The organism is Nostoc parmelioides FACHB-3921 (genome assembly GCF_014696625.1).
GTDB lineage: Bacteria > Cyanobacteriota > Cyanobacteriia > Cyanobacteriales > Nostocaceae > Trichormus > Trichormus parmelioides.
Genome location: NZ_JACJQL010000089.1, coordinates 1 through 21,128, shown reverse-complemented (window position 1 = coordinate 21,128; position 21,128 = coordinate 1). Strand labels below are relative to the sequence as shown.

25 protein-coding genes and 1 pseudogene are annotated in these 21,128 nt (G+C 41.0%); 9 read left to right on the top strand and 17 right to left on the bottom strand.

Annotated features, from left to right (window positions below; genetic code table 11):
• The 8 genes from H6G14_RS29675 to H6G14_RS29640 form a co-directional block, all read right to left on the bottom strand.
• Window positions 1-464 (bottom strand): hypothetical protein (locus H6G14_RS29675; RefSeq protein WP_190572142.1); only part of this gene is annotated, 464 nt, incomplete at its 3' end.
• Window positions 465-533: 69 nt separating this feature from the next.
• Window positions 534-1,205, bottom strand: coding sequence for a hypothetical protein (locus tag H6G14_RS29670; RefSeq protein ID WP_190572140.1), 672 nt, complete (start codon window positions 1,203-1,205; stop codon window positions 534-536).
• 9 nt (window positions 1,206-1,214) lie between these two features.
• Window positions 1,215-1,583 (bottom strand): hypothetical protein, encoded by a 369-nt coding sequence (locus H6G14_RS29665; RefSeq protein ID WP_242054079.1) that lies wholly within the window; start codon window positions 1,581-1,583, stop codon window positions 1,215-1,217.
• Between the two features lie 18 nt (window positions 1,584-1,601).
• Window positions 1,602-1,808, bottom strand: coding sequence for a hypothetical protein (locus H6G14_RS29660; RefSeq protein ID WP_190572138.1), 207 nt, complete (start codon window positions 1,806-1,808; stop codon window positions 1,602-1,604).
• 15 nt (window positions 1,809-1,823) lie between these two features.
• Window positions 1,824-2,015 carry a hypothetical protein gene (locus tag H6G14_RS29655; RefSeq protein ID WP_190572136.1) on the bottom strand — a complete coding sequence of 64 codons (192 nt, stop codon included), beginning with the start codon at window positions 2,013-2,015 and terminating at the stop codon, window positions 1,824-1,826.
• Window positions 2,016-2,028: 13 nt separating this feature from the next.
• A complete protein-coding gene (locus H6G14_RS29650) occupies window positions 2,029-2,295 on the bottom strand; it encodes a hypothetical protein (protein ID WP_190572134.1) in 267 nt (88 codons plus the stop codon).
• Window positions 2,292-2,555: a hypothetical protein gene (locus H6G14_RS29645; RefSeq protein ID WP_338421236.1), complete on the bottom strand. Its 264-nt coding sequence runs from the start codon at window positions 2,553-2,555 to the stop codon at window positions 2,292-2,294. The genes H6G14_RS29650 and H6G14_RS29645 overlap by 4 nt, the downstream gene beginning before the upstream one ends.
• On the bottom strand, window positions 2,548-3,675 hold the full coding sequence (locus H6G14_RS29640; RefSeq protein WP_190572132.1) for a ParM/StbA family protein: 1,128 nt from the start codon (window positions 3,673-3,675) through the stop codon (window positions 2,548-2,550). Before H6G14_RS29640 ends, H6G14_RS29645 begins: the two co-directional genes overlap by 8 nt.
• Before the next feature lie 270 nt (window positions 3,676-3,945).
• On the opposite strand from H6G14_RS29640, the gene H6G14_RS29635 reads away from it, so the two are divergent.
• Window positions 3,946-4,113 carry a ribbon-helix-helix domain-containing protein gene (locus tag H6G14_RS29635; RefSeq protein WP_190572130.1) on the top strand — a complete coding sequence of 56 codons (168 nt, stop codon included), beginning with the start codon at window positions 3,946-3,948 and terminating at the stop codon, window positions 4,111-4,113.
• 481 nt (window positions 4,114-4,594) lie between these two features.
• Complete coding sequence (locus tag H6G14_RS29630; protein ID WP_190572128.1) at window positions 4,595-7,576, top strand: plasmid replication protein, CyRepA1 family; 2,982 nt, start codon at window positions 4,595-4,597, stop codon at window positions 7,574-7,576.
• 681 nt (window positions 7,577-8,257) lie between these two features.
• Here H6G14_RS29630 and H6G14_RS29625 read toward each other — a convergent pair.
• Window positions 8,258-8,815, bottom strand: coding sequence for a hypothetical protein (locus tag H6G14_RS29625; RefSeq protein WP_190572126.1), 558 nt, complete (start codon window positions 8,813-8,815; stop codon window positions 8,258-8,260).
• A gap of 660 nt (window positions 8,816-9,475) precedes the next feature.
• Window positions 9,476-9,925 (bottom strand): hypothetical protein, encoded by a 450-nt coding sequence (locus H6G14_RS29620; protein WP_190572124.1) that lies wholly within the window; start codon window positions 9,923-9,925, stop codon window positions 9,476-9,478.
• 403 nt (window positions 9,926-10,328) lie between these two features.
• On the opposite strand from H6G14_RS29620, the gene H6G14_RS34120 reads away from it, so the two are divergent.
• The 6 genes from H6G14_RS34120 (at window position 10,329) to H6G14_RS29595 (ending at window position 14,327) form a co-directional block, all read left to right on the top strand.
• A complete protein-coding gene (locus tag H6G14_RS34120; RefSeq protein ID WP_277884342.1) occupies window positions 10,329-10,457 on the top strand; it encodes a hypothetical protein in 129 nt (42 codons plus the stop codon).
• Between the two features lie 108 nt (window positions 10,458-10,565).
• The gene (locus H6G14_RS29615; protein ID WP_242054077.1) at window positions 10,566-10,967 is read left to right on the top strand and encodes a plasmid mobilization protein; all 402 of its coding nucleotides are present in this window, start codon (window positions 10,566-10,568) and stop codon (window positions 10,965-10,967) included.
• 2 nt (window positions 10,968-10,969) lie between these two features.
• Window positions 10,970-12,508 carry a relaxase/mobilization nuclease domain-containing protein gene (locus H6G14_RS33825; protein WP_242054076.1) on the top strand — a complete coding sequence of 513 codons (1,539 nt, stop codon included), beginning with the start codon at window positions 10,970-10,972 and terminating at the stop codon, window positions 12,506-12,508.
• 672 nt (window positions 12,509-13,180) lie between these two features.
• Window positions 13,181-13,330 carry a hypothetical protein gene (locus tag H6G14_RS29605; protein ID WP_190572122.1) on the top strand — a complete coding sequence of 50 codons (150 nt, stop codon included), beginning with the start codon at window positions 13,181-13,183 and terminating at the stop codon, window positions 13,328-13,330.
• Between the two features lie 132 nt (window positions 13,331-13,462).
• Window positions 13,463-13,951: a hypothetical protein gene (locus tag H6G14_RS29600; protein ID WP_190572120.1), complete on the top strand. Its 489-nt coding sequence runs from the start codon at window positions 13,463-13,465 to the stop codon at window positions 13,949-13,951.
• A gap of 202 nt (window positions 13,952-14,153) precedes the next feature.
• Window positions 14,154-14,327: a hypothetical protein gene (locus H6G14_RS29595; RefSeq protein WP_190572150.1), complete on the top strand. Its 174-nt coding sequence runs from the start codon at window positions 14,154-14,156 to the stop codon at window positions 14,325-14,327.
• Between the two features lie 14 nt (window positions 14,328-14,341).
• On the opposite strand, the gene H6G14_RS29590 is transcribed toward H6G14_RS29595, so the two are convergent.
• The 3 genes from H6G14_RS29590 to H6G14_RS29575 all read right to left on the bottom strand — a co-directional run bounded on the left by H6G14_RS29590 (window position 14,342) and on the right by H6G14_RS29575 (window position 16,525).
• Window positions 14,342-14,989: a hypothetical protein gene (locus tag H6G14_RS29590; protein ID WP_190572118.1), complete on the bottom strand. Its 648-nt coding sequence runs from the start codon at window positions 14,987-14,989 to the stop codon at window positions 14,342-14,344.
• 670 nt (window positions 14,990-15,659) lie between these two features.
• Window positions 15,660-15,920 (bottom strand): hypothetical protein, encoded by a 261-nt coding sequence (locus H6G14_RS29580; protein WP_190572116.1) that lies wholly within the window; start codon window positions 15,918-15,920, stop codon window positions 15,660-15,662.
• Window positions 15,917-16,525 (bottom strand): ParA family protein, encoded by a 609-nt coding sequence (locus H6G14_RS29575; RefSeq protein ID WP_190572114.1) that lies wholly within the window; start codon window positions 16,523-16,525, stop codon window positions 15,917-15,919. The genes H6G14_RS29580 and H6G14_RS29575 overlap by 4 nt, the downstream gene beginning before the upstream one ends.
• Window positions 16,526-17,514: 989 nt before the next feature.
• Between H6G14_RS29575 and H6G14_RS29570 the strand changes: the two genes are divergently transcribed.
• Window positions 17,515-18,258, top strand: coding sequence for an Abi family protein (locus tag H6G14_RS29570; RefSeq protein ID WP_190572112.1), 744 nt, complete (start codon window positions 17,515-17,517; stop codon window positions 18,256-18,258).
• Window positions 18,259-19,190: 932 nt separating this feature from the next.
• Here H6G14_RS29570 and H6G14_RS29565 read toward each other — a convergent pair.
• The 4 genes and pseudogenes from H6G14_RS29565 to H6G14_RS29550 all read right to left on the bottom strand — a co-directional run.
• On the bottom strand, window positions 19,191-19,754 hold the full coding sequence (locus H6G14_RS29565; protein WP_242054065.1) for a tyrosine-type recombinase/integrase: 564 nt from the start codon (window positions 19,752-19,754) through the stop codon (window positions 19,191-19,193).
• 215 nt (window positions 19,755-19,969) lie between these two features.
• A complete protein-coding gene (locus H6G14_RS29560) occupies window positions 19,970-20,455 on the bottom strand; it encodes a PIN domain-containing protein (protein ID WP_190572109.1) in 486 nt (161 codons plus the stop codon).
• Window positions 20,448-20,699, bottom strand: coding sequence for a UPF0175 family protein (locus H6G14_RS29555; protein ID WP_190572108.1), 252 nt, complete (start codon window positions 20,697-20,699; stop codon window positions 20,448-20,450). The genes H6G14_RS29560 and H6G14_RS29555 overlap by 8 nt, the downstream gene beginning before the upstream one ends.
• Before the next feature lie 73 nt (window positions 20,700-20,772).
• Window positions 20,773-21,128 (bottom strand): annotated as a pseudogene (locus H6G14_RS29550) (hypothetical protein); the annotation flags it as partial.

Below are 21,128 nucleotides of genomic sequence, written 5' to 3'. Positions count from 1 at the left end.
ACCTCCTCATAGAACCGTGTCTTACCTGTATTAGTCGCTTCTCTTACAACCCGATATTCGTCAAAGGCTATCCACAGCGAAGCACCTACGCTCACAGTTTGGACAGTCGCCACCATGAAGTCTTTACCAATGTGGATTCTGCCGTCATATTGAATCTTGGTGAGGGTGTTGGCGAAGAATAACCCCAGTACAATGCTGCCCAGTGTCCCAGATGCGATCGCCCCAATGGATAAACTCGTTAGTAGGCTGACTCCTGTGTTAGCGGTGAATACGCCCAAAAATGTGGCTAGAGCTTTGTTTAAGAGTTGCTTGTTGTTGAAGACATCCCTAATAGATTGTTCTAGCCGTTCGTTGTCCTCATCCTCTGGGGTGGTTTGAGTTTTTTGTGGTTCACTCCAATTGGTAGAGGAAGTTAGGTTATTGGTGGAGTGAAATTGAGATAACAAAGCGTCTAATTCATTCATTTTTACTCCTAACCATACAAAAAAGCATGGAAGCCAGAGCTTAAGAGACTCTGGCTTTTTACCTGTGGCTTAGATACCCATAAAGTTGCGGAACCACTGCCCCACGCGACTAATTCCAGCAGTCCGGGAGTAGTTTGGCTTGGGTATGCGGTCGGTTTTGGCTTCACTGCCATTAGTCCACAGTGCGTTAGTTACCGCAGTTTCATAGGCGCGATCTGCTGTATCCTGTGCTTCAGGAACTTTGTTAGACGCTTTGATTAAATCCGCCTCATATTTTGCTAGAGCCATTAGGTCTGCTGTGGCCCCTGCTATCTGAATCAGGCTTGAGCGTTGAGCGTGTCGGGTTGCCTCCGCAGTTGTGGCATTGACGTGTTCGGCTTGTATCTCGGTCATCTCATTTTTGAAACGCTGCTCTCCTGTCTTACTGGCGTTGATAGCTTTTAGGGTTTGCGTTCCGTGCTTCTGGGTTAGTTGCACCAACTCCGCGTAGGCTTGGTTAACATCTCCGGTTGTCTCAATAATCGAACGGTATGCCTCCAATGCCTTGGGTAAATTGGCTTGGGCAGTATCAGACAGTCGCGCCATATCTGCAATTCGGGTGATTACCGTTTGGTCGCCCTGAAGTGCCTTGTTGAAGTCTTCTGCCGACACATCAAACAGTTTGCCCATTGCTCCTAAAGTACCTGGGGCATTATTAGAGATATGGTTTTTCAGCTTGGCAGTTCCATAGTTACGCGCCATGTTTTACTCCTATTGCTGGTACTTGAGTTGATTAACCAATGCCTCTGCTAGTCCCAACAGGTCAGCTAAGGTCACTCGTTTGTAAAGACCTTGGACAATGGGCGAGACTGTTGAGACAGCTTCTGCTGATACTGCACTGCCAATTACGTTGATTTCGGCTCCCAGTAACGTTTGGGCTATGTTTTGCAGCAGCAACAGTTTCTCTACCTTATTCAGTTGCTCAAATGTGCTGCCGTACTGCTGTTGAAGTGAGTCTAGGTAGGAACCATCCCCCGGCATTGTTGATGTGAAATACCCTAACGGTTTTGACATATTGCTATGATCCTTTTGTGTGTATTTAAAACCACTGGAGAAGCGATCGCCATGTTTTCCAGGCAATGCGATCGCCTTCTTTCCCTAACTAGAAAATGCTTCAAGAAACGCTACATCAATAGTTGTTCTCTCCTCAACTTCCCACTGCAAGTAAGTCAATGCTGTTGTTGCATCTCCTAGCGTCAAGTCAGGACTATAGTTGACTGCAATTTGCTTGTAATCGGGATGGTTGCGAATATGTAGAATTGTTTCCTGTGCCTGTTGAATTAGGCTGCTTAATGATTGGCTCATGATTTAAAGTGCCTGTTAATTAACAGATTTGTTGGTGCGTTTACGTGGTACTGGTTTTTGTTTTAGGTGGGCGATTGCTCCTATGCTGAACATTCCTCCACCTATCATTGCTGTGGTAGTTGCACCAAACTTTTGTGTAGAGAGATAACCAAAACCAACACAGCTAAGTAGAAATAAAGTGGCTGCTATTGCTTGTCTAACTTTCACAATTATTTCTCCTTCAAAATAGTGCTAATTGCAGTGATTCCTGGCTGATAACAGAACTCTTTGTAGTTGCCCCTTCTACCTCATAACAGCGATTCGTTAAACCTTTGTGATTCAGTTTTAAATCAGCTTTCTTCCGTTGTCCTGCTAGTGGGCGGAAAATAAATTGTGGGGCTTGAATTGTTCCTGTCTTATAGAGGTAGCGGTATAGCGTTCTGTCTATCTGGTAGACTTTTGACTGGGTTAGTAATGTGCTGTCATAAACTAGGTTTAGCTTGTTCATGAAGCTACCCCTTTTAACTGATTGACCATACTTGATAGCATTGCCTTATTCGGTTGAATCGGTGCAGGTGTTGATGCAGGATTTTGAGTTTTTGATAATGCAGGATAGTTAACTCCAGATTGAAATATCAGCTTCTCTATTGCTGCTGAGAATGCTTGTGTTGGTGCATCTTGAGGGATGTCAAACATCTGGCATAGTTCATAGACTGCTAAGTACGAAATTGTTATACGCCGAGATTCGTAGCAGGTTTTCTCAGACACTTTTTTCTACTCCTGTCATATTTTCTGTTAGTAATTTCAGTCCCATAGCATTGATGAATTGGGGATTTGGTAAGACCATAAAGCCGAATTGAGCTAGATTTTCATCAACTACTGGCAGAGAAACTCCACCACCCCAGGCGACAAGGTATTTAGCTCTGTCTAGGTAATTCTTAGCGGTGATATAGTTGGCGAATTTCTCAATCTGGCTTGACCACCATTGGTCTAAACATTGGGCATATTCCACTTCAAAATTCTTGCCCGTAAGTCGATTTCCTCCATAAGTCAAAGTGCCATCTAGAATCCCTTTATTTACTAATGAAGGTGAATGTTTGACATCTTTTGATATTAGGCTTACTCCATCATTTCTCTTGTCTAATGCCTCGGCAATCATTGAGTGCAATTCACCGCAGCCATTCTCTATTAAATGTTCCCCAATCACCGCACCATTGCCGTTAAATACGGTAATTAACCAAGTCGATGAACCGATATCAAGGGCGATAGCAACCTCTGATTCTTCAAGGGTGAGAATTGGTTCACCGAATAGGCAGTAAGCGATACTGCCGAACCCTTCGCGGTAAACACCCGTCACTACAATCTCAACCGTTTTAGTAACAAGAAGTTGATTGATAGGGTGTTTGTGTTGGAAGGTGTGAATACCTTGCACTCTGCGCTTAATTTCTTTGTCCCAGCGTTGTGGGTTGTGGTTGCTCAAACTAATCTCTAGTCTCATCCCATCGGGAATATTCAGAACTGCCAAGTCTGCAAGGATGCTTTCTAATGCCAGTTCTGCTTTTTTCGATTTGTCCTCATGGAGTAGGGTGTAATCACGTTGTGTAATCGCTGCACTACCCCAGAAGAATTGAACATCTTTTAGGTCTTTTCTCGCGCCATCCACATAACACACCCAGCAGCCATCCTTAGATATGGTTTCGTAATGGCGAATGTTGCGGTTACGGACTAATGAGTACGCGGCAGGCATCATGATAGAAAAATCACCATAGATAGCCTTGCCATACCCAGCACCAGGGTCTTTACCTCCCGTGATGGTAGTTAACCCGGAATTGGCGAGTAAATCGGCTTGAGTAAGCCAATCTGAGGCGTTCAAGTATGCGGTTGTCATGGTTCTGATTATTGGTAAAAGTCTTTAGATTTCTGGCTTTGGAAAATTTAGAGCCTGAATCGCTCTCAATCCACATATCCAGTTTTTGGCAAGCATTAACATCACTTTCTGGCTTCTATTGCCTTTGTTGGGTGGCTGTTATTGGCTTGATAATGCTAATATAACATCTATTAGATAGTAGTAGGCACTACTAGAGGCTAATTTAACTTATACTTTAGGCACATTAAATAAGGTATTTTGATACTAATAGTGCCTAAAGCTATCTAATAAATGCCAAAGTATAAAGGTAAAAGAGTAAATGTCACTTTCCCAGTAGAGGTTTATGAACAAGTTGCAGGATTAGCCAGTGATGAAACTAGAACAGTAAGTCAAATGGTTGTTGTGCTATGTCAAGAAGCTATCGCAGCTAGGGAGAAGAAGCACGAAAAAACAGAATGAGCTATTTAGTAAAAACCACGATAACAACAGAATTAACTTTTCTTAAGTAATTTCAAGGAAAATTAGGTTTTTACTAGATTCCAGATAAACAAAAGTTTTGTATTATTTACCTATTGCTTAATACAAGGAGATACGGAGGTGAATACAAAGAAACCAAACAGCAAAAAGACAAAGCGCAAATAACTAAACGCTTTGTCCAGTAGAAAAAAGTTAATTTCATAAGCTTTTAGAGCGGGAAGCTATCTCAAACGTTCCAAAAAGTGGCTAAAAGTGTGGAAGCTTGGACACCACTGCTTGGCATACTGAGATTCAATCCGCGCTGCTAACTCATATTATATGAGTTGCTGTGGAATTTGTACATTTCCACAGCGAAATTTTGCATCAAAATTTATCATTTTTCTTTGGAAATATAAAAAATTTAAAGAAGCAAAACGGTAAATCTCATAGATATGAGGCGTAGCAGTGCGCTAACCCCCTCCAAATGCTGAATAACCAGTTATTTGAGGGTAAATCTGTGATAAATAACAATCGCGCACTTCAACTACATGAAGTTTTAGGAGGGTGTGAGACAATATCTCGACCCTTACATATAGAAGCAACTCACTGGAATGAATGGTTAGCCAGTGCTGTTGATCCAGGAATTATTGCTCTAAACGTTGTTTCGGTATCAGGTAGAACCGCCTACGATTACCTGTTCTACAGTCAAAACGTCCCTCGGCGTAACGATGGACGACTTAGAGACGGTTTATTAAAAAAATACCGCCACATTGAGGGATTTTCTTGGTGGTGCAACGGCGTTGACCCACTCAACGATTACAACCCGATGGACTGGGGTTGCATGAAACCCGACCGCCCCAGGCGCGACCCGAACAAAGGTGCTAAATTCATCAAGTATGAACACCCGTTACGAGTGCCAACAAGGGCGTTTTTCTTAGCTGTCACCGATGAAATTTGGTCGAGCATAGCCGCAAGGTATGACAAAACGATCAGCGACGAAGATAGGGGAATGGGCTTCTGGCATTGGGTTTGGAAGTACAACATCCCTGTTGTGGTTGTCGAGGGGGTAAAAAAAGCTGGGGCGTTGCTGACTTTGGGTTATGCAGCGATCGCGCTGCCTGGGGTAAACAGTGGCTACCGCAATCTAAAAGATGAGTTTGGCATTCCCACCGGAGAAAAACATCTCATTCCCGAACTGCAACACTTCGCCACGCTGGGACGTAAATTCACCGTCTGCTTTGACCACGACACCAAGCCAGAAACAATCCAACGGGTCAACATTGCCATCGCCCAAACCACGAAGCTGTTAACGGACTCTCACTGTCAAGTCCTGATTACAGAGTGGAATTATCCCGAAAAGGGCATTGATGATTTAATCATTGCCAGGGGGTCAGATGTCGCCCATGAGGTGATAAGTCTTGCACTGACCTATGAGCAATGGCAGGTGAAAAGCTACAATCGCCTGTCCTATGAGCCTGCGTTGACCCTGAGTCAGCGTTATCTAGGAGAATTAGCAATTCCTGATGACGCTAAACTGATTTTGCTCAAATCCCCCAAAGGTACAGGGAAAACTGAGTCATTAATCGCCATTGTTGCCGAAGCGATCGCCAACGGTCAACCAGTGCTACTGTTATCTCACCGAGTACAGTTGGCCCAAGCCCTAGCCGACCGACTAGGCATTCCCTACATTACCGAAGTCAGAAACAGCGAAATTGGCATTTTAATCGGCTTTGCTTTGTGTGTTGACAGTTTACACCCCTATGGACAAGCCAGATTCAATGCTGAACATTGGAAGCAACCCCTAGTCATCATTGACGAATCTGAGCAGGTAATTTGGCATTCACTCTCTGCTACCACCGAAGTTAAAAAACATCGGGTCGAAGTCCTCAACCAACTTTCACATCTGTTCAAGAACGCTATCGCCCCTGGTCGTGGCAGAATTATCGTGGCTGATGCTGATTTATCGGATTTATCAGCCCATATGGTCATGGGTCTAGCAGAAACCAAAGTTACCCCTTGGGTGGTGGTCAACACCTGGAAGGGTCAACCCTGGAATATTTACAACTACAAACAAACTACCCCTATCTGCTGGTTAGCTGCCCTTGAAGCCCACATTAAAACGGGGGGTAAGCCGTTTATTGCCGTTGACGCTCAAAAAGCCAAATCTAAATGGGGAACCAAGGTTTTAGAGGCGAAGTTAAAGAAAAAATTCCCTAACCACAGAATACTCCGCATTGACTCCGAAACGATTGTTGACCCAGAACACGCCGCTTATGCCTGTATTGAGCGACTTAACCAGATACTCATGGAGTATGACATTGTGCTGGCTTCCCCTTCCATTGGTACGGGGGTGAGCATCGACATTAGAGGGCATTTTACCAGCGTTTGGGGGTGCTTCCAGGGAGTTGCCCCGGAAAATGCTACTCGCCAAGCTTTAGCCCGTGTTCGTGAAGAAGTAGAGCGCCATCTGTGGGTTGCGCGTCACGGGGTCGGCAAGGTTGGTAATGGAGCGACAAACGTTAAATCACTTCTGGCTAGTGAACATCAATGCTTTAAAGCTAATTTGAGACTGCTACAGGATGCCTCAATGGTAATAGATGGTGATGAAATCAATATCAACCGCACTGCTTTGACCATTTTTGGCAAAATGAGCTGTCGGATTAATGCTGGCATGATTCATTACCGTGAGTCGGTAGTTGAAGCATTAACCGACGAAGGCCACAACATTATCGATGTTTATGACAACAAAACCCGAATCATATTAGAGAAACTGATTACTAAGCAAAGAGATGACCTCTACAATGCTGAGTGTGAGAATGTCTGTGCTGCGGATACCAGCCATTTGACCCCGGCTAAATATGAGGCACTACAACAACAACGCTCTAAAACCACAACTGAACGCAACATTGAACGCAAATACAAGCTTGAACAGCGTTACGGTGTGGAAGTTACCCCGGAACTGGTGAAAAAGGATGATGCTGGCTATTATCCACAACTGCGGCTGTGTTATTACCTGACTGTGGGTAGAGCCTATGTTGCCGAGCGCGATCGCTCTTTGGGGGAAAAGATGCTTCAAGCCAAGAGCGCATGGCTACCGGATTTTAACGGCGGTCAAAAGAGTTTGGTGATTCATGCCTTAGAAAAGTTCAACATCCCCGATTTCATCAAGAGCGATCGCTCACTCAGGGGGACTGATGAGGACTTAGTGCAGATGGCTAACAATGCCCTATCTGTTAAATGGCAGGTGAAAACTGTTCTGGATATTACCTTGAATGATTCAGATACGCCCATCGTCATCTTGCGGCGCTTCCTGAAGAAGATAGGGCTGAAATTGAAGTATAAGGGTCGTGATGGGACTGGCGATCGCCAACGAATTTATCATGTAGTTGGTGCTGACGATGGACGTGAGCAAATCTTCCAGCACTGGCTGGCTAAAGAGAAAGAGAAAGAGAAAGTAGCAGCTTAACCACAATTCCCAATTCTCCACCAACTAAATAACTGTGCAGCGCTGTAACCAATACACTACAGCTAGTCTCGTCATGCCGACTTTACGTCTAATCCGCGTTTTTAGAGGGCTAGTAAGCTTAACAATCTGACAGTTGACGAAAATACAGTCTCAAAATGCCAGTTTTTTGTCACGTCCACTAACGGTAATTAAATAGATAAACAAGTTTACTGGACAAGTAATACAATCCCATCCTGATCAACCCCTCAAACCCCCAATATTTTATATACAGTGTTGGGGTGGCTGGCGCTTTTGGCTAACCCAGGCATTGGTAATGTGCTTGATACTGTGTTTCCCTGCCGTGAAGCATAGACAATACTGCTAGGAGAAGTTTAAATAATGTGCCAATAAGGTATTCCACATATCAAGCGCATAACATTTACTGCTTTCTACGGCATAAGCAATGTGTAAGTGCCGTGTTCCACATTAATAGTGCATGAGAATTACTGTTTATCAATGTACAGCCCATTTTTAAACGCAGTAGTAGCTTGAGAACCAACGATTTTTGTAGTATTTCCACCTCAAAAAATTGGGATTAAAAAAATGGCGTACTGTGCGAGGCTTCAAACACTCAAAAATTGACTTGAAACACTGAACACTTTTCTTACTGAAAATCAGCCATACTGAAAACAGCTTTTTTAACTAACCTTGCCCTTGTCCGTTTGGTGGTGGCGGGTAAAATTTTGGCCGCTCACCAGAACCCAACTGCCAGCCCGTAACTTTCATCAGATATTTCTCCTCTGTCGTCCTTTCAGTTTCAGCCAGCCGCTTCAAGGTGGTAGCGGTCAGATCCAAACGTCGCATGATTTCGGTTTTACTCAGTCCCTCCCTGGCTTCCTTAACCGAGTAGATGAACTGACCACCCTCAATGCTGGTGTTCTCTGCTAGATGCTCCTCGACTCCACTAGCTAGGCTAATAGCTCCAGCCGCGATAAGGGCTTCCCTGAGTTGCCGCATCTGCTGTTCTAGCTGAGTCAGCCGAGGCGGAATGTTTTCTTGCTCCAGGGCAGTCACTCTAGGCCCAAGGTCGGTATCTCCCAGAGGACGGCCATCTTTTTTCAGGAAGTGTTCGACAATCAGCGAGACAGCAGAGGAGACAGAGCGTTGATAATTGTCATCCATCCACTTCTTGAGTTGTTCATGCACATCCTTGGGTAAATAAGCCGTAACTTGTACGCTCTTGTTATCAGCATCTTCCATACATTGCCTCTACCGTTAAACAAGGTGTTTACAATGTGCGTTTACAGTGAAGTGCATTAAAAGCGCATTGCCAATACTGCACTTAACTTTATTAGTAATGTAACAAGTGCTGTTATTAACAGTGCGTAAGCATTGCTAAATATCGTTATTTAAGGCATTAATAAATTGCTTTAGCCTTAAAAAGCATAATAAAAGCATAAGTAATTATGCTATTCACTGTGTAAACAATGTGTAACCAATGTGGAATACATTAAATTAGCATTATTGACAATGCTAATTACGACCAAATGCTTATACAGTGCTGAATACAGCTTTTTTAAGCTAAAACCCACAGTGTAGGCGTAAAATATTTGAATCGAGTCGAGCAGCCCAATGAAACGTCCTATCTGCCCTCATGAGGTCACAAGAGAATGGTTATATCTTGAGTCAATTGACTACATATGCTCGTGCTTAGAGGCTTGTCTTGATGCGTCTATGTTGGCTGATTTACGTGAAATATTCCCTCGTCAAGCCCTACGGGTTGCCAGTTCTAAAGTAAGCCTAACTCAGAGGCAAAAAATCACCTATTGGTTGCAGCTGTTGAACCAAGATGACTTGGCTGCATAACACTGAAAATTCAGTTTTATTGATTCCCTAGTGTTAAACCTCAATTAAGGCAGTTTACAAGTCTTCTCTGCTGTAAAGTTTTGGCTGCTGTTGTGTCTCCTGTTTGCTTTTCCTCTTAGCCTGACCATTATTTTCAGAGGATTTATCAGCTTCATGACTGGTTTGAACTGCTTTTTGAGCTTCAGTAGTCGGTTCTGATGACTGGTTATTGTCTTTTGACTGGTTTTTCTGACGCTGACGGCTGCTTTTCTTCAACTCACCTATTAAATACTTGATTCTGCTGCCACTCAAATGAATGCCCAGCCCCTTCAGCATTTCTGCAACTTCATCATAAGTGTAGCCGTACTTGTCAGAAGTCAGTTTCTCGATGTATCTCCGCATTTTCTTCACAGCTTCCCTGTCCGATACATCGTCCCGCTCTTTCGGTTTCTGCTCCTTCAGCAATTCTATGGCCTTATCAACCTTGCTCTTAGTGATGACCTCAGATTTCTGATGTTCAGCCATTGTTATCTCATGTAGTGATTGATTATTAATTATCGGCTATCTGAAAACGTCTGTACCAATCTGTTTTCAAAATGCTAAAAAAAACTGACTATTACGGCTACGCCGAATCTGAGATTTTAATGAAAGCGGCTACGCCGAATTTTCATTCAATCTGATGCTCAAGAAATTTTTACTATGACGGCTACGCCGAATAATTTTTTAGTTTTTCGGCTACGCCGAACCATGTTTTACTGTAGTGGCTACGCCAAAGTAGATTTTCTTGTGGCAGCTACGCTGTTCTTATCTTTCAACTCATGCCAAAAAATCTAACTATAACGGCTACGCCGAATTAGTTCTTACTGTAGCGGCTACGCCGAATCAAGAACTTTAATATTATGGCTATGCCAAATCTAGAATTTACCCAGTGCTTGATTCTAGAATATTACGGCTACGCCGTTGTTATAATCCTCTCCGCATTGTACCATTGAGTCAGCCTCACGGCTACGCCGCATCCCGCACAGAAACTCTGCACCTCTCCCAAATTTTGGGCTAAAAGCAAGCCGTGTTTTTTGCCTGCGGCAAACCTCGCTACGCTCGGACAACAGACTTGCCAAAGGGGGAAGTAGCCCCCTTTGGAAACCCCCTCTAATTGGTTGCAGTTATGCGTCCTAAATTGTCAAAAAACTTGCTGCGTAACAAGACATTGGAAGCTCGTGTTAATGCAATAGAACACGAGATGATTAAGCTGAAAGCACAAGACGCGGGACTGTCGATAGCTGAGTTCACCAGACGTAGTGTTTTATTAAAACCACTGCCAAGACGACTGAGTAAAATAACCTTGGCAACATATAGAGAATTAGTCCGCATCGGCAACAATATTAATCAACTCACCAGAGCAACAAACGCTGCCATAAAAATGGGAGTGCAACCACCAGCATATCCATACCAACTAGCAGAATTACGAAATCTTTTACAAGAAATTGGTCGGGAATTATCTTCTATTGAAACTGAAGTCACTGATGACGATGACATTGACGATGAAGATAAGGAGGAGTGGGAGTAAAAATGATTGGCAACCAAACCAAAGGTAAAAGCTTTCGCGGACTCTTGGAATATCTCTCAAATCGAGAAGAGTCATCTTTAATCGGTGGCAATATGTTTGGGAGAAATGCTCGTGAATTAGCAAGAGAATTTCGACTATCTCGACAACTAAATCCCGAAGCTGTTAAAGTAGTCCACCACGTTTCACTTTCACTATCCCCAGGCGAACAAATAGACAATGAAACTTGGTGTGAGATAGCAGATAAATATATGGTGGCAATGGGTTACACATCTAACCAATATGCCATCTATCGCCACAGCGACCACGACCATGATCATATACACATTTGCGCCAGCAGAATCAGTTTGGATGATGGCAAGATTACCAGTGATAGCTGGGAGTATGTACGCTCAGAGAAAATCATACGCCAGCTAGAACAGGAGTATGGTTTACAGCAGACTATTAGTAGTAAAGAGAAACTTAACCGCGCCCCAAGTGTAGGGCAACAGCGACGAGTTGAAAGGGAACAATTAGAGTATGAGCAGGGTTTAAGAAACACAGCGCCACAACAGCCAATAAAAACCCAGCTAATTGAATTAATTGACCGCACCACAGTAGATAAACCAACCATGCCCGAACTGATTGAACGATTGCAACTGTTGGATGTAGAAGTTCGTCATGGGTTAACACGCAAGGGTAAAAGTAAAGGGATCTCCTACTCGTGGAATGACCAAAAATTTAGCGGTACATCTTTGGGGCCTGCTTACACGTTCCCAGGCTTACAGAAACATCATGGCGTTGACTACCAACCAGAACGTGATGATGAGCCTATTCATGAATTGCTGCTAAAACCTGCTAAACCACTCCCAGTTGAGGAGAGACAAAACCTGTTTCAAGAGATTGAACGCAAACAACAACAGCCTCAGTTCACTCCACCACCGGAGGATCTAGCTCTGTGGCCAAAATTGTATCAATACTTGAGGGAGAAGCGCGGTATACCGGGTTCTTTTATTGAAAAATTACACAACAACAATTTGCTTTACATGGATGAGCAAAAGCAGATTTTATTTATCAAACGTAATCTGGATGGTGAAAAGACTGGTGCATTAGTTTGGTCAGACCCAAAGGATAATCGTCACACTGTTGAATTAGACCAAAACGCCTCTACACCAAATGGTTGGTTTCATATCAATTTGGGGCAGAATCCAGTCGAAGAAATTAAAAACGTCTTCTTATGTTCTTCACCAATTGATGCGGTGTCAGCAGGTATGTATGTCCTAGCCAAAACTGGAGCTTACCCACAGATGAGAACAATGTTTATAGTAGCTGATGACCCGAACAATTTACCTCTAGAATTTCTCAAAAATTGCCATAGGGTAGTTCTGGCATTCAATAACGATGAGCAGGGAGATAAAACTGCTAATGCAGTATTAGAATTGTTGCCCTCTGGTCAAAGATTTAAACCGACTTATCCTGATTGGAATCAGGAATTAAGAGTTCATTTTTATGAGGCGGAACTTGAACGCGAACGGCAGTCGCGTAGCCGTGGTTTTAGCCTGTGATCTGTGCAGTGGAGAGTAGTTAGAGCTACTTGACCAAGTTCGTTGGCGTTGTTTCAGTCCACTGCTACATCTCAACTTGGTCGTTAGTCTTTTAATAAAAAAATCAATATTAGTAATATCGATATAAAAGAAATGGAATTAATCTCATACAGTTACGAATTACAGGCTAGTTTGGAAGATTTTTTGGAAATAATTACAAAACAATCTTTTTTGGGGTCTGGGGTCTGGTGTGTGGGGTCTATTGCCTTGCCAGCTTGGTTGGTGATTAGGGTCTATGCCAACTTGGTTTGTTAGGGGTTTTATGGTATCTCAGTACATAGTGTATTTCTATACTGATTTTTGGGGTTGATTAGTTGTGAAAACAAAATTTTGATTCTCTCCCCACTATATAGAAATTTGAGAAACTGAACCCCGCATGGTTAAGCCATTCTTGCACTCTCGCATTTTGCGATTTTACCCAAAAAATGCTAATTTGCGAGGGTAGACTTATTGAGAATAGTGTCAATAAACTTGGCTTTTATACTGAGAGATTTAATGATTTAAGTTTAACTTTTTAGTTAAAAAACCCTACTTAAAATATACAAATTGTTGTTGAAATTAGGTGTTTAACCCGATGTTGAATATATTGTTCTCCGTATATCTTGGGATAGTACAACCATTAAAGGTGTTCTAATGAGAAATACAAGCGTAATATTTACTATTTTTCTGGTGATTATTACATTCTTAATTTTTCGTTCCACAGTAGATACTGAGGCTTTGAAGATAATCTATGCTTTTGGTACTGCTTTTTTAACTGCTTTTGTTACTTGGTTGTTTAAATAAAAAATCTCTAACCTGTATCTGACACAAGTTAGAGACTTAACTTTTGATTGTTAACACTAAGATAACTTGAATACTTTACATAGGCAACCTATTTAGGTTGTCTATTACCAATTTACTGAATTAGTTAATTATATGGATTTAGATTTAAAAATTTATATTCCTTTATTGGCTGCTTGTATTACTTCTACTGCTGCTTTGATAGTAGGAATTATTAATTGGCGTACTAATATTAAAATTAGAAATCAGCAATTTTTAATTAATATTATTGAAAAAGATATAAACGAATTAAAGGAAATTCAAATTTATCTTCTTAATTTATTACCAAGATTACTTTATATACACTCTAAATTGGAAAGTAGTACAATTACTTTCGATGAAGCAAAAGAATTGTTTGATATACTTTGTGCAACAAATTTAAAAATAGCTAATCTTAGTCCACTTTTAAAACAATCTTCTCTATTCAATACTTTTACAGAACTTAAACAAATTATTCATGATGGTTTTGATTCAAAAGACTCTAAAACTTTACTTAGGTATACAGGAGCCTTATCAAGTTATGCAGGACTTTTAAATAGTGAAATAGCTATAAAAAAAGATATTATAAAAAGTTTATTTGTTTAAGGTCTAGCACTAACTAGACCCTTGTTTTAATTAAGTTAACTCTACTAGACGTGAAGCCGAGATACGTGTAAAAAGCTGCAAGATGGTCTGAAAAGCCCTGCTAGATATAAGTTTGAGCGTTTTTAATTTCTCAAGCATTAGTTTAGGAGAAACGTTTCTCCTAAATTCATTTTCAGGTAAAACAGTCGCTATACTGGGGCGGGTGCAACGTCAAGATCACAAAGTATCTACAGTTATCCGGTTTGCAGAAGAACAAGTCTCATCTCAGCCAGAACGCTGCGCTCGATTTATTGCTGGTGCGATCGCTCACCGGACGCAGATAACCTTTGCTCTTAACCGACCAAACTCAATCGTTACGGTGCAGAGGGGTTGTTAGCTTTGTTCGCTAGACTAGCTCATTTTGGCGTGTATTTGCTTTTCAATCGATTTTGTAATTATGATTATTAAGACAAATGTAAATTTTAGGTACTCTTCGCCAACAACTCTTTTGTCGCCTAAATTTAGATCACTATTTCCATTTATCCTTAAATATGTTTCATTAACCAGCCCATTATTATGAAGAATGATATTTCTTGTACTAAATAGCTCAACAATACTTGATTCCCACTTTTCAATATTGGGAAAGGTCAAATCAAATTCTTTTTTAAGATGCTCTAACTTATCTTTAAATGACGAGTGTGAAAATCTTAAAATGATTTTTTCCCTCTTTTCTTCTTGCCAATCAGGCTTCTTCCATAGATAAATAGACGTAGCAATATCATTTAAGAAAGCATCTGTCCTAGCAATTAGATTAATAAAGCAGAATTTATATATTTCTGATTCGTATGTACATACTGATTCTTGTAAGCTTTTAAATATTTCCATCCCCTCAATTTCTTTTTCACTTCGTTCTTTGCTATTGAACTCTTTTAATATATCGGGATAATTAGCTTGGAAGAAGCTATACGAAGCACGAGTATCAATTAGAAATCGCTCTATATTTAGAATATCTCTCTTAAAATCATGAATATTCTTTTCTATATATTCTAGTATTTCCATTGAAATAACCTATAAAGCTAACTATTTATTATACGGAAACCTTCCGTGTAACATTTTTTCAATTCTAATATATCAAGGGTCATGGTTTTGGTAGAGAGGCAGTTAATGTACTAAAAAATTGGGTGGATAAAAATTTGAAATATAATTATCTTTCTTACCCTGTTGATAAAAGAAATATCCTCAGTCGGAAAATTGCGTCAAGTATTGGAGGTAAAGTATTTGGGGAGTTTCAACAGACTAACAAGAGCGGCAATCTTCTTGATGAGGTTGAATACAGGATTTATGGTAAATAGTTCTCGCGCTCTACTAACAGCCACCCCCTCGTAAATAAGTCCGCCGATTGATAAACCACAGACTATCAGTTGCAAGTTAGGGAGCTATGCCGGAATAAGTTTTATTCTGATTCCCCTAAGACAGTCGCCGGCATACACTCCCTAACCCGCTCTCAGTGCTGAGAGTAGCGTCCTTATTCCTCAATCAATTGAGTTAGGAGAAACGTTTCTCCTAAATTCATTTCCAGGTAAAACTGTCGTTATACTGGGGCGGGTGCAACGCCAAAATGAAGAAGCATCTACAGTTACGCATAACGTTATGGGCGAAGTTGAAAATGGCTTTACTAATAACTCTATGAGCCATTCTTCTGCTAAAACACAAATCTGATTTTCTTCCTTTATGGTTTTCTGGTTTCCTGGTTTTCTGGTTCTCCGAATTTTTGGATGAGTGCTTCAACAATAACTGAGGTTACGGTAATCCCTTGCTCTTTAGCTTTAGACATCCAGTAGCGACGCTGGGATATAGGAACTTTGACACACAGATTTACCATCTGCTCAATTTCTGCTAAACCAGAACTCTGGTTATCTGTATTTATGGTTGTCTGGTTTTCTGGTTCTACTTCTCTAGCTTTTTTAATTAAATCTCCGTACTTGCTCATTTCAAAATCTCCATAACTTCCTTACCAAGAGAGGTGTAATCAGCCCAAGCTGTTTTTAAACGCGAGTCATCAACATCCCTAATGGGGACACCAGCCATTGCCGCTTTCTCAAAACCCACAGTTCGCCGGATCATTGACTGAAATACGGGGATGCCTCCATTCAACAAATCCTGACGCAGTGTTTCACCTTCCCTGCTGGGATAGGGAGGAACAATAGTCAGCAAGCAACGATAGTTTGCATCTCCCAAGTGTTTCACCATTTCCAGCATTGGCTCAAGGCTTACAATGTCTGGTTTGGTGGGCAAGATTAGAAGGTCGCAGCCCTTGGCTAATTCCTTTAAATCATCCGAGTCTGGTCTAGCTGGTGTATCTATGACCACAAACTGAGCATTGGCAATTACTTTAAGTGCTTGGCGTTCATCCACAGTAGGGAAAGGGAATGATCCGCGTTTTGACCAAGCCAAAGCAGTACGGTTCTGGTCGCCATCTACAAGAACTGTTTTACCTAATTCACTAAAGAAAGTTGCAAGATGCACTGCTGTAGTGCTTTTCCCGACTCCTCCCTTGTATCCTGTGATAGTAATAATTTTCTTAGGACTGTCCATATTTCTGGTAAACCATAAGTCTGGTTTTCTGGTTATTTGGTTTTCTGGCTTGGTCTACATCATACTCACTCTCAATAACATTAGTCACGTATATTTATAATCCTTTCTTCCTTGTTGGTACGTAGCTAGGGAGAATAGTGAAAAAAGGTGGTTTGCTACACTCATGTAAAGAAGCGGCTAATTTTCTAATCAATTATTGTCAAGAAAGTTTTTGACAAAGAGCGGCAGCAGTAGCTGACGGGCAATCAACACAGAGGGCGATTCAAGAGAAATTAGAGTAATGGTTGCAAGTTAGGGAGCTATGCCGGAATAAGTTTTTTTGTCATTCCCCCAAAACAGCCGCCGTCATACACTCCCTAACCCGCTTTCAGTTTAGGGAGTAGCTTTCTTAATTCCTCAACCAATTGGGCGAGGAGAAACGTTTCTCCTAAATATCATAGAAACACCAAAACCCTGATGATTACAAAGAGCAGTTATTAAACATTGCCAAAATTGGCTCAAACTAGGCAATGTTGAACCATAGTGAATAAGGTCTGTATAGCTAGAAGCTGAAAATCTTTTTTAGTAAAGATTTCAAGCGATATGGCGGAACTTTTCACGAATCGGTGCTATACCCGCGTAACACTACTCCTATTCGGCGGAGTCTTAGCTTAGAGACACAACCATAAATATGATAAATATTTTTGTTTTATATAAAACAAAGGTGCTGGAAAGTAACCAGCACCTTTGTTTTATATAAAATCCATTTCCTTGGGGTCGGGAACTCTAAATCTTGATTTAGCCTGCCGATTCTTTTTAAGAATTAATTTTCAGTAGCAGACTCATCTAATTTTATGCTCCAAGGAGTACCCAAGGCTCACTGTTCTACAATAACCATCATTTTAAAATTTGTCAAGTTACTACAAAAATTTGCCAAATGAGCCTTAACCAAAATATATTTTTAAGCTTTTTCTTGTATAATAGAATACTTTAGTTTAAGTAATATTTTTATGGCTAATATTATATTATACGAAAATTTATGTGTCGTTTTTTCTAGTCCACGCTTTTCAACTTATTTAAGAGCTACCAATTATGATAAATTAGAAGCTTTGGAATTGTATAAACTAAACTTACAACTTTCAAGAGCTTTATATCCATTATTATCTGTATTTGAAATAAATTTAAGAAATAGAATTGTTAATGTATTTGTTAAATATTATGGCTCTACTTGGTTTAATGAGAATGAATCTACGTGTAAATGGTTAAATGAACAAGAATCTACTCTAATACAAAATGAAAAAGGTGAGTCTGAAAAACGTTGGGAATTAAAAGAAATTAAAAAAGCAAAAGATGAACTCAGAAAAGAACGTAAACCAATTACATCTGATAGAATAACGGCAAAACTAAATTTTGGCTTTTGGGTTACAATAATGGTGAATAAAGAGTATGAGAGATCAATATGGCATCATTATATAAAAGAAATATTTCCACACTCACCTAAAGGTTATAACTTTACCCGGAAGAAAGAAATACTTAGAAAAAAAATAATGAGGATAAAGAAATTACGAAATAGAGTTTTTCACCATGAACCAATTTTTTGCACTAAAGAATTATCATTTATTGAACTGTTGGAAGTTCATAAGGACATTATAGAATTAATAGAATGGTTAAGTCAGCATTATTTAGACTCTTTTGAAGAAGATAAGCATCAATTTATAAACTTTACTAAATTAATACCTTCTCATATGTATTGATTAAATTATTAACTATTAAAAGTATTAAGTTAGAGTAAGCTGTGCTGGTATTAGAATAGGTTAGTTTAATCAAATAGGTGACTATTAGATATCGTTAGAACATAATTATAAAAATCAACCCTTTAAATCATATCTCTTCCCAGTACAATTACACTTAAGGATACTGATTGCTCTCGGTGCATACCTTACTTTCCTTTGCAGAGTTTATCAAAATATTGAAGATAATATTTTGATAAACTCTGCATTGTCAATCCAACCTAGAGGCTCAACCTATTTTACTGGTCTGAAAAAGACGTTCCAATGATTCTCTCTTCCTACTTTTTCAGAGAATATAGCAATCCAATCCCCAAGCGGTGTAACACGTTCGTATATGGACTTACCCCGATTCATGGATTTGCAAATATACTTCTCTGCCTCATGCGTAGGGCAAGATTTTTCGACTTGAACCTCAAAAAGACTCAAAAAGAGTTGTTGAGGCAATTCTTCCTGTTGCCTAGAAGTTGAGTTAGAATACTTTGGCATGAAAATACTCCTGACCAATTATGGTCATAAGGGGTTAATACATCAAATGAAGTGTTGCCAGTACTAGCCGCAATCTAGTACTGGTATTTTAGTAATCGAATTTTACTCAAAAAAACAGAGCTTGGCAACTGGATTACAATTTTAATTATAAATTGTAATTTCTATTTTATGCTTACACCTAATTAATCTAAATTACGACAAGTAGTTTCACCCCTCTTGGGGAGCGAAACTACTCCCATCATCGGTTTTAGGCTTTGAATCTAATAGTATATCTAGGGGTAAGTTGGGGTAAGTTGGGGTAAATTAAGTAGGAAAGTATGGAAATAAATTTTTTAAAAGTGCTTGAAAAGTGGTTTCTATATGTAATAGCAATGTATCGATTGTGTAAGCCAACATCTGGTGAAGTTGAACTAAAACCCAATCACAGAAACAGCCTTGCGCTTCTGCTCTGGCGTGACCTCCAGATAACGCTGCAACGTCCCCAGGTCGCCGTGGCCTGAGATTTCTTGAATGATTCTCAAAGGTATTCCCGCGCTCGACATCTGCGTGAGGGCAGTTCGCCTAAACGAATGGGTGCTAACTCCTTCTACCCCAATCCGCTTGCAGGCATCTCGTAAAATCTTGTCTGCCATGAATCGGGTCAGCCGTTCAGTTACACCGCGCTTGCCGGGAAACATCACCGCACCCTTGGGCTGATAATCAGCCAATATTGCTGATAGCGTTGGTGGAATATCTACAATCCGTGTTTTGTACTTGCCTTTCGTGGTACATTTTCGGAAAGTGATGGTTCCTGATTTGATATCAGTCATGTTGAGGGCCAACGCTTCTGATACGCGACAACCAGTAAACAGGCAGATGCCAAATAAGGCGCGATCGCGCGGGGTGAGAAATCCCTCGGTGAACAATCGCCTTAGTTCGTCTTGGCTTAATATCTTGCCTTGTCCGTTGCCGTCTACTTTCATTTTTTGCGCCAAGGGGCATTACACCAAACCTAGAAAACGTGTAATCAATCCCCCAAAGTATTGTATCTCCGTTGGTGTCACTCTAGCGCTCTCAAGGGGCCAAATTAAACTTATCATTCACAATCGCTACAACCCTTATTCTTTCGTTAAACTATAAAACCTGCTTATGGAGTCTGCACTTGTACCACCATCAGGTATGATCTCTCTCTGGCTTGGAGCAGACACATCTATTCCCCTACCAATGCTAATGCTTGATTAATCACGCGGTCAGATAAATACATTCCACACAGTCGCAATTGTTCTAGAACCGGACGTGCCGCCGGAATTACCCCTCTTTGTTTGGCAGTAATCACAATCCCTAATGTCCCCCGTACAGGAATACCCAAGGTGGCAGCACAGCGACGGGCGGCTAAATCATCCAGAATTACCTCTGTGCCAGGATTTGTGTACCCCCACGTCAATACGGCTGATTCCCCTAGACCTAAATCCCAATTGAGAATCACATTGGGGACTGGTGGTGTTTCTTGTACAACCAACCAATCGGTATTGTTGAGCGCAACTGCTGTTACGTCTGTTTCCCCATACTCCCTAATTTCTGTGGCCACCGCCGATGGAACAATAATTGATGGGCTAATGAGGCGCAACAAATTTACCTCACCGCCCTTGGTCAAAAAAATTAGTGGGGATGTGTTGATAGCAGGCAGTTCAGCCACGGTTTAACTCGCGTTGCAAATCATCTATGTCTACAGCAAAGACATCCACTTGTTCACGGGCGAGGACAGCGAGAAAGTCTCGGCGGTTTAGCCCAGCAACAGAGGCGGCTTTCTCCATTGAGATTTCCTGCTTCTGATACCAGTAGATAGCAGCAGCAAGACGCATATCTTGCACAAATTCTTCTGGACTTAGGCGACGGGCGCTAAATACTTCTTCTGGCAGGTTAATGGTCACTGACGACATAGTTTATGTCCTAAATGGCTTTGGCTGTTGAAGCGGAATTAATTAATGATATCAACCATTGCTTTAGACACTGCTATAAGTCTGTTTCTCCTTCAACCAAAGGGGGCTTTTTTTTGAGTATTGGCTTAGATGGAGGATTGCTACGCTCTCCATTTCCCCCTTCATGGTCTTTCTTAGATGGTCGCTGTCCCTGGTGTTTATTCTTTTTAGACTCTTGCTGGACTGTGGCTTTATCTTGTTTAGAGGCTTTGAGAAATTTGGGTGCAGTCTCTTGTGGTGGTGCGGTAAGGGCCACAAAACCCCATACATTACGCCCTGGTATAAATTTCGCCTTCAGGGTGACAAATACTGGATGTCCTAGCTGTTCTTTAGGAACTTTGGGATTAAATCTAAAGGGACGAACAGGTGCATCTTTCCACAGCAAGGGTA

Excerpts from the sequence above, each read along its gene's own strand:
- H6G14_RS29670 (WP_190572140.1), bottom strand. The coding sequence starts at position 1,205 with ATGGCGCGTAACTATGGAACTGCCAAGCTGAAAAACCATATCTCTAAT.
- H6G14_RS29660 (WP_190572138.1), bottom strand. The coding sequence starts at position 1,808 with ATGAGCCAATCATTAAGCAGCCTAATTCAACAGGCACAGGAAACAATT.
- H6G14_RS29650 (WP_190572134.1), bottom strand. The coding sequence starts at position 2,295 with ATGAACAAGCTAAACCTAGTTTATGACAGCACATTACTAACCCAGTCA.
- H6G14_RS29640 (WP_190572132.1), bottom strand. The coding sequence starts at position 3,675 with ATGACAACCGCATACTTGAACGCCTCAGATTGGCTTACTCAAGCCGAT.
- H6G14_RS29635 (WP_190572130.1), top strand. The coding sequence starts at position 3,946 with ATGCCAAAGTATAAAGGTAAAAGAGTAAATGTCACTTTCCCAGTAGAG.
- H6G14_RS29630 (WP_190572128.1), top strand. The coding sequence starts at position 4,595 with ATGCTGAATAACCAGTTATTTGAGGGTAAATCTGTGATAAATAACAAT.
- H6G14_RS29625 (WP_190572126.1), bottom strand. The coding sequence starts at position 8,815 with ATGGAAGATGCTGATAACAAGAGCGTACAAGTTACGGCTTATTTACCC.
- H6G14_RS29620 (WP_190572124.1), bottom strand. The coding sequence starts at position 9,925 with ATGGCTGAACATCAGAAATCTGAGGTCATCACTAAGAGCAAGGTTGAT.
- H6G14_RS29615 (WP_242054077.1), top strand. The coding sequence starts at position 10,566 with ATGCGTCCTAAATTGTCAAAAAACTTGCTGCGTAACAAGACATTGGAA.
- H6G14_RS33825 (WP_242054076.1), top strand. The coding sequence starts at position 10,970 with ATGATTGGCAACCAAACCAAAGGTAAAAGCTTTCGCGGACTCTTGGAA.
- H6G14_RS29605 (WP_190572122.1), top strand. The coding sequence starts at position 13,181 with ATGAGAAATACAAGCGTAATATTTACTATTTTTCTGGTGATTATTACA.
- H6G14_RS29600 (WP_190572120.1), top strand. The coding sequence starts at position 13,463 with ATGGATTTAGATTTAAAAATTTATATTCCTTTATTGGCTGCTTGTATT.
- H6G14_RS29590 (WP_190572118.1), bottom strand. The coding sequence starts at position 14,989 with ATGGAAATACTAGAATATATAGAAAAGAATATTCATGATTTTAAGAGA.
- H6G14_RS29580 (WP_190572116.1), bottom strand. The coding sequence starts at position 15,920 with ATGAGCAAGTACGGAGATTTAATTAAAAAAGCTAGAGAAGTAGAACCA.
- H6G14_RS29575 (WP_190572114.1), bottom strand. The coding sequence starts at position 16,525 with ATGGACAGTCCTAAGAAAATTATTACTATCACAGGATACAAGGGAGGA.
- H6G14_RS29570 (WP_190572112.1), top strand. The coding sequence starts at position 17,515 with ATGGCTAATATTATATTATACGAAAATTTATGTGTCGTTTTTTCTAGT.
- H6G14_RS29555 (WP_190572108.1), bottom strand. The coding sequence starts at position 20,699 with ATGTCGTCAGTGACCATTAACCTGCCAGAAGAAGTATTTAGCGCCCGT.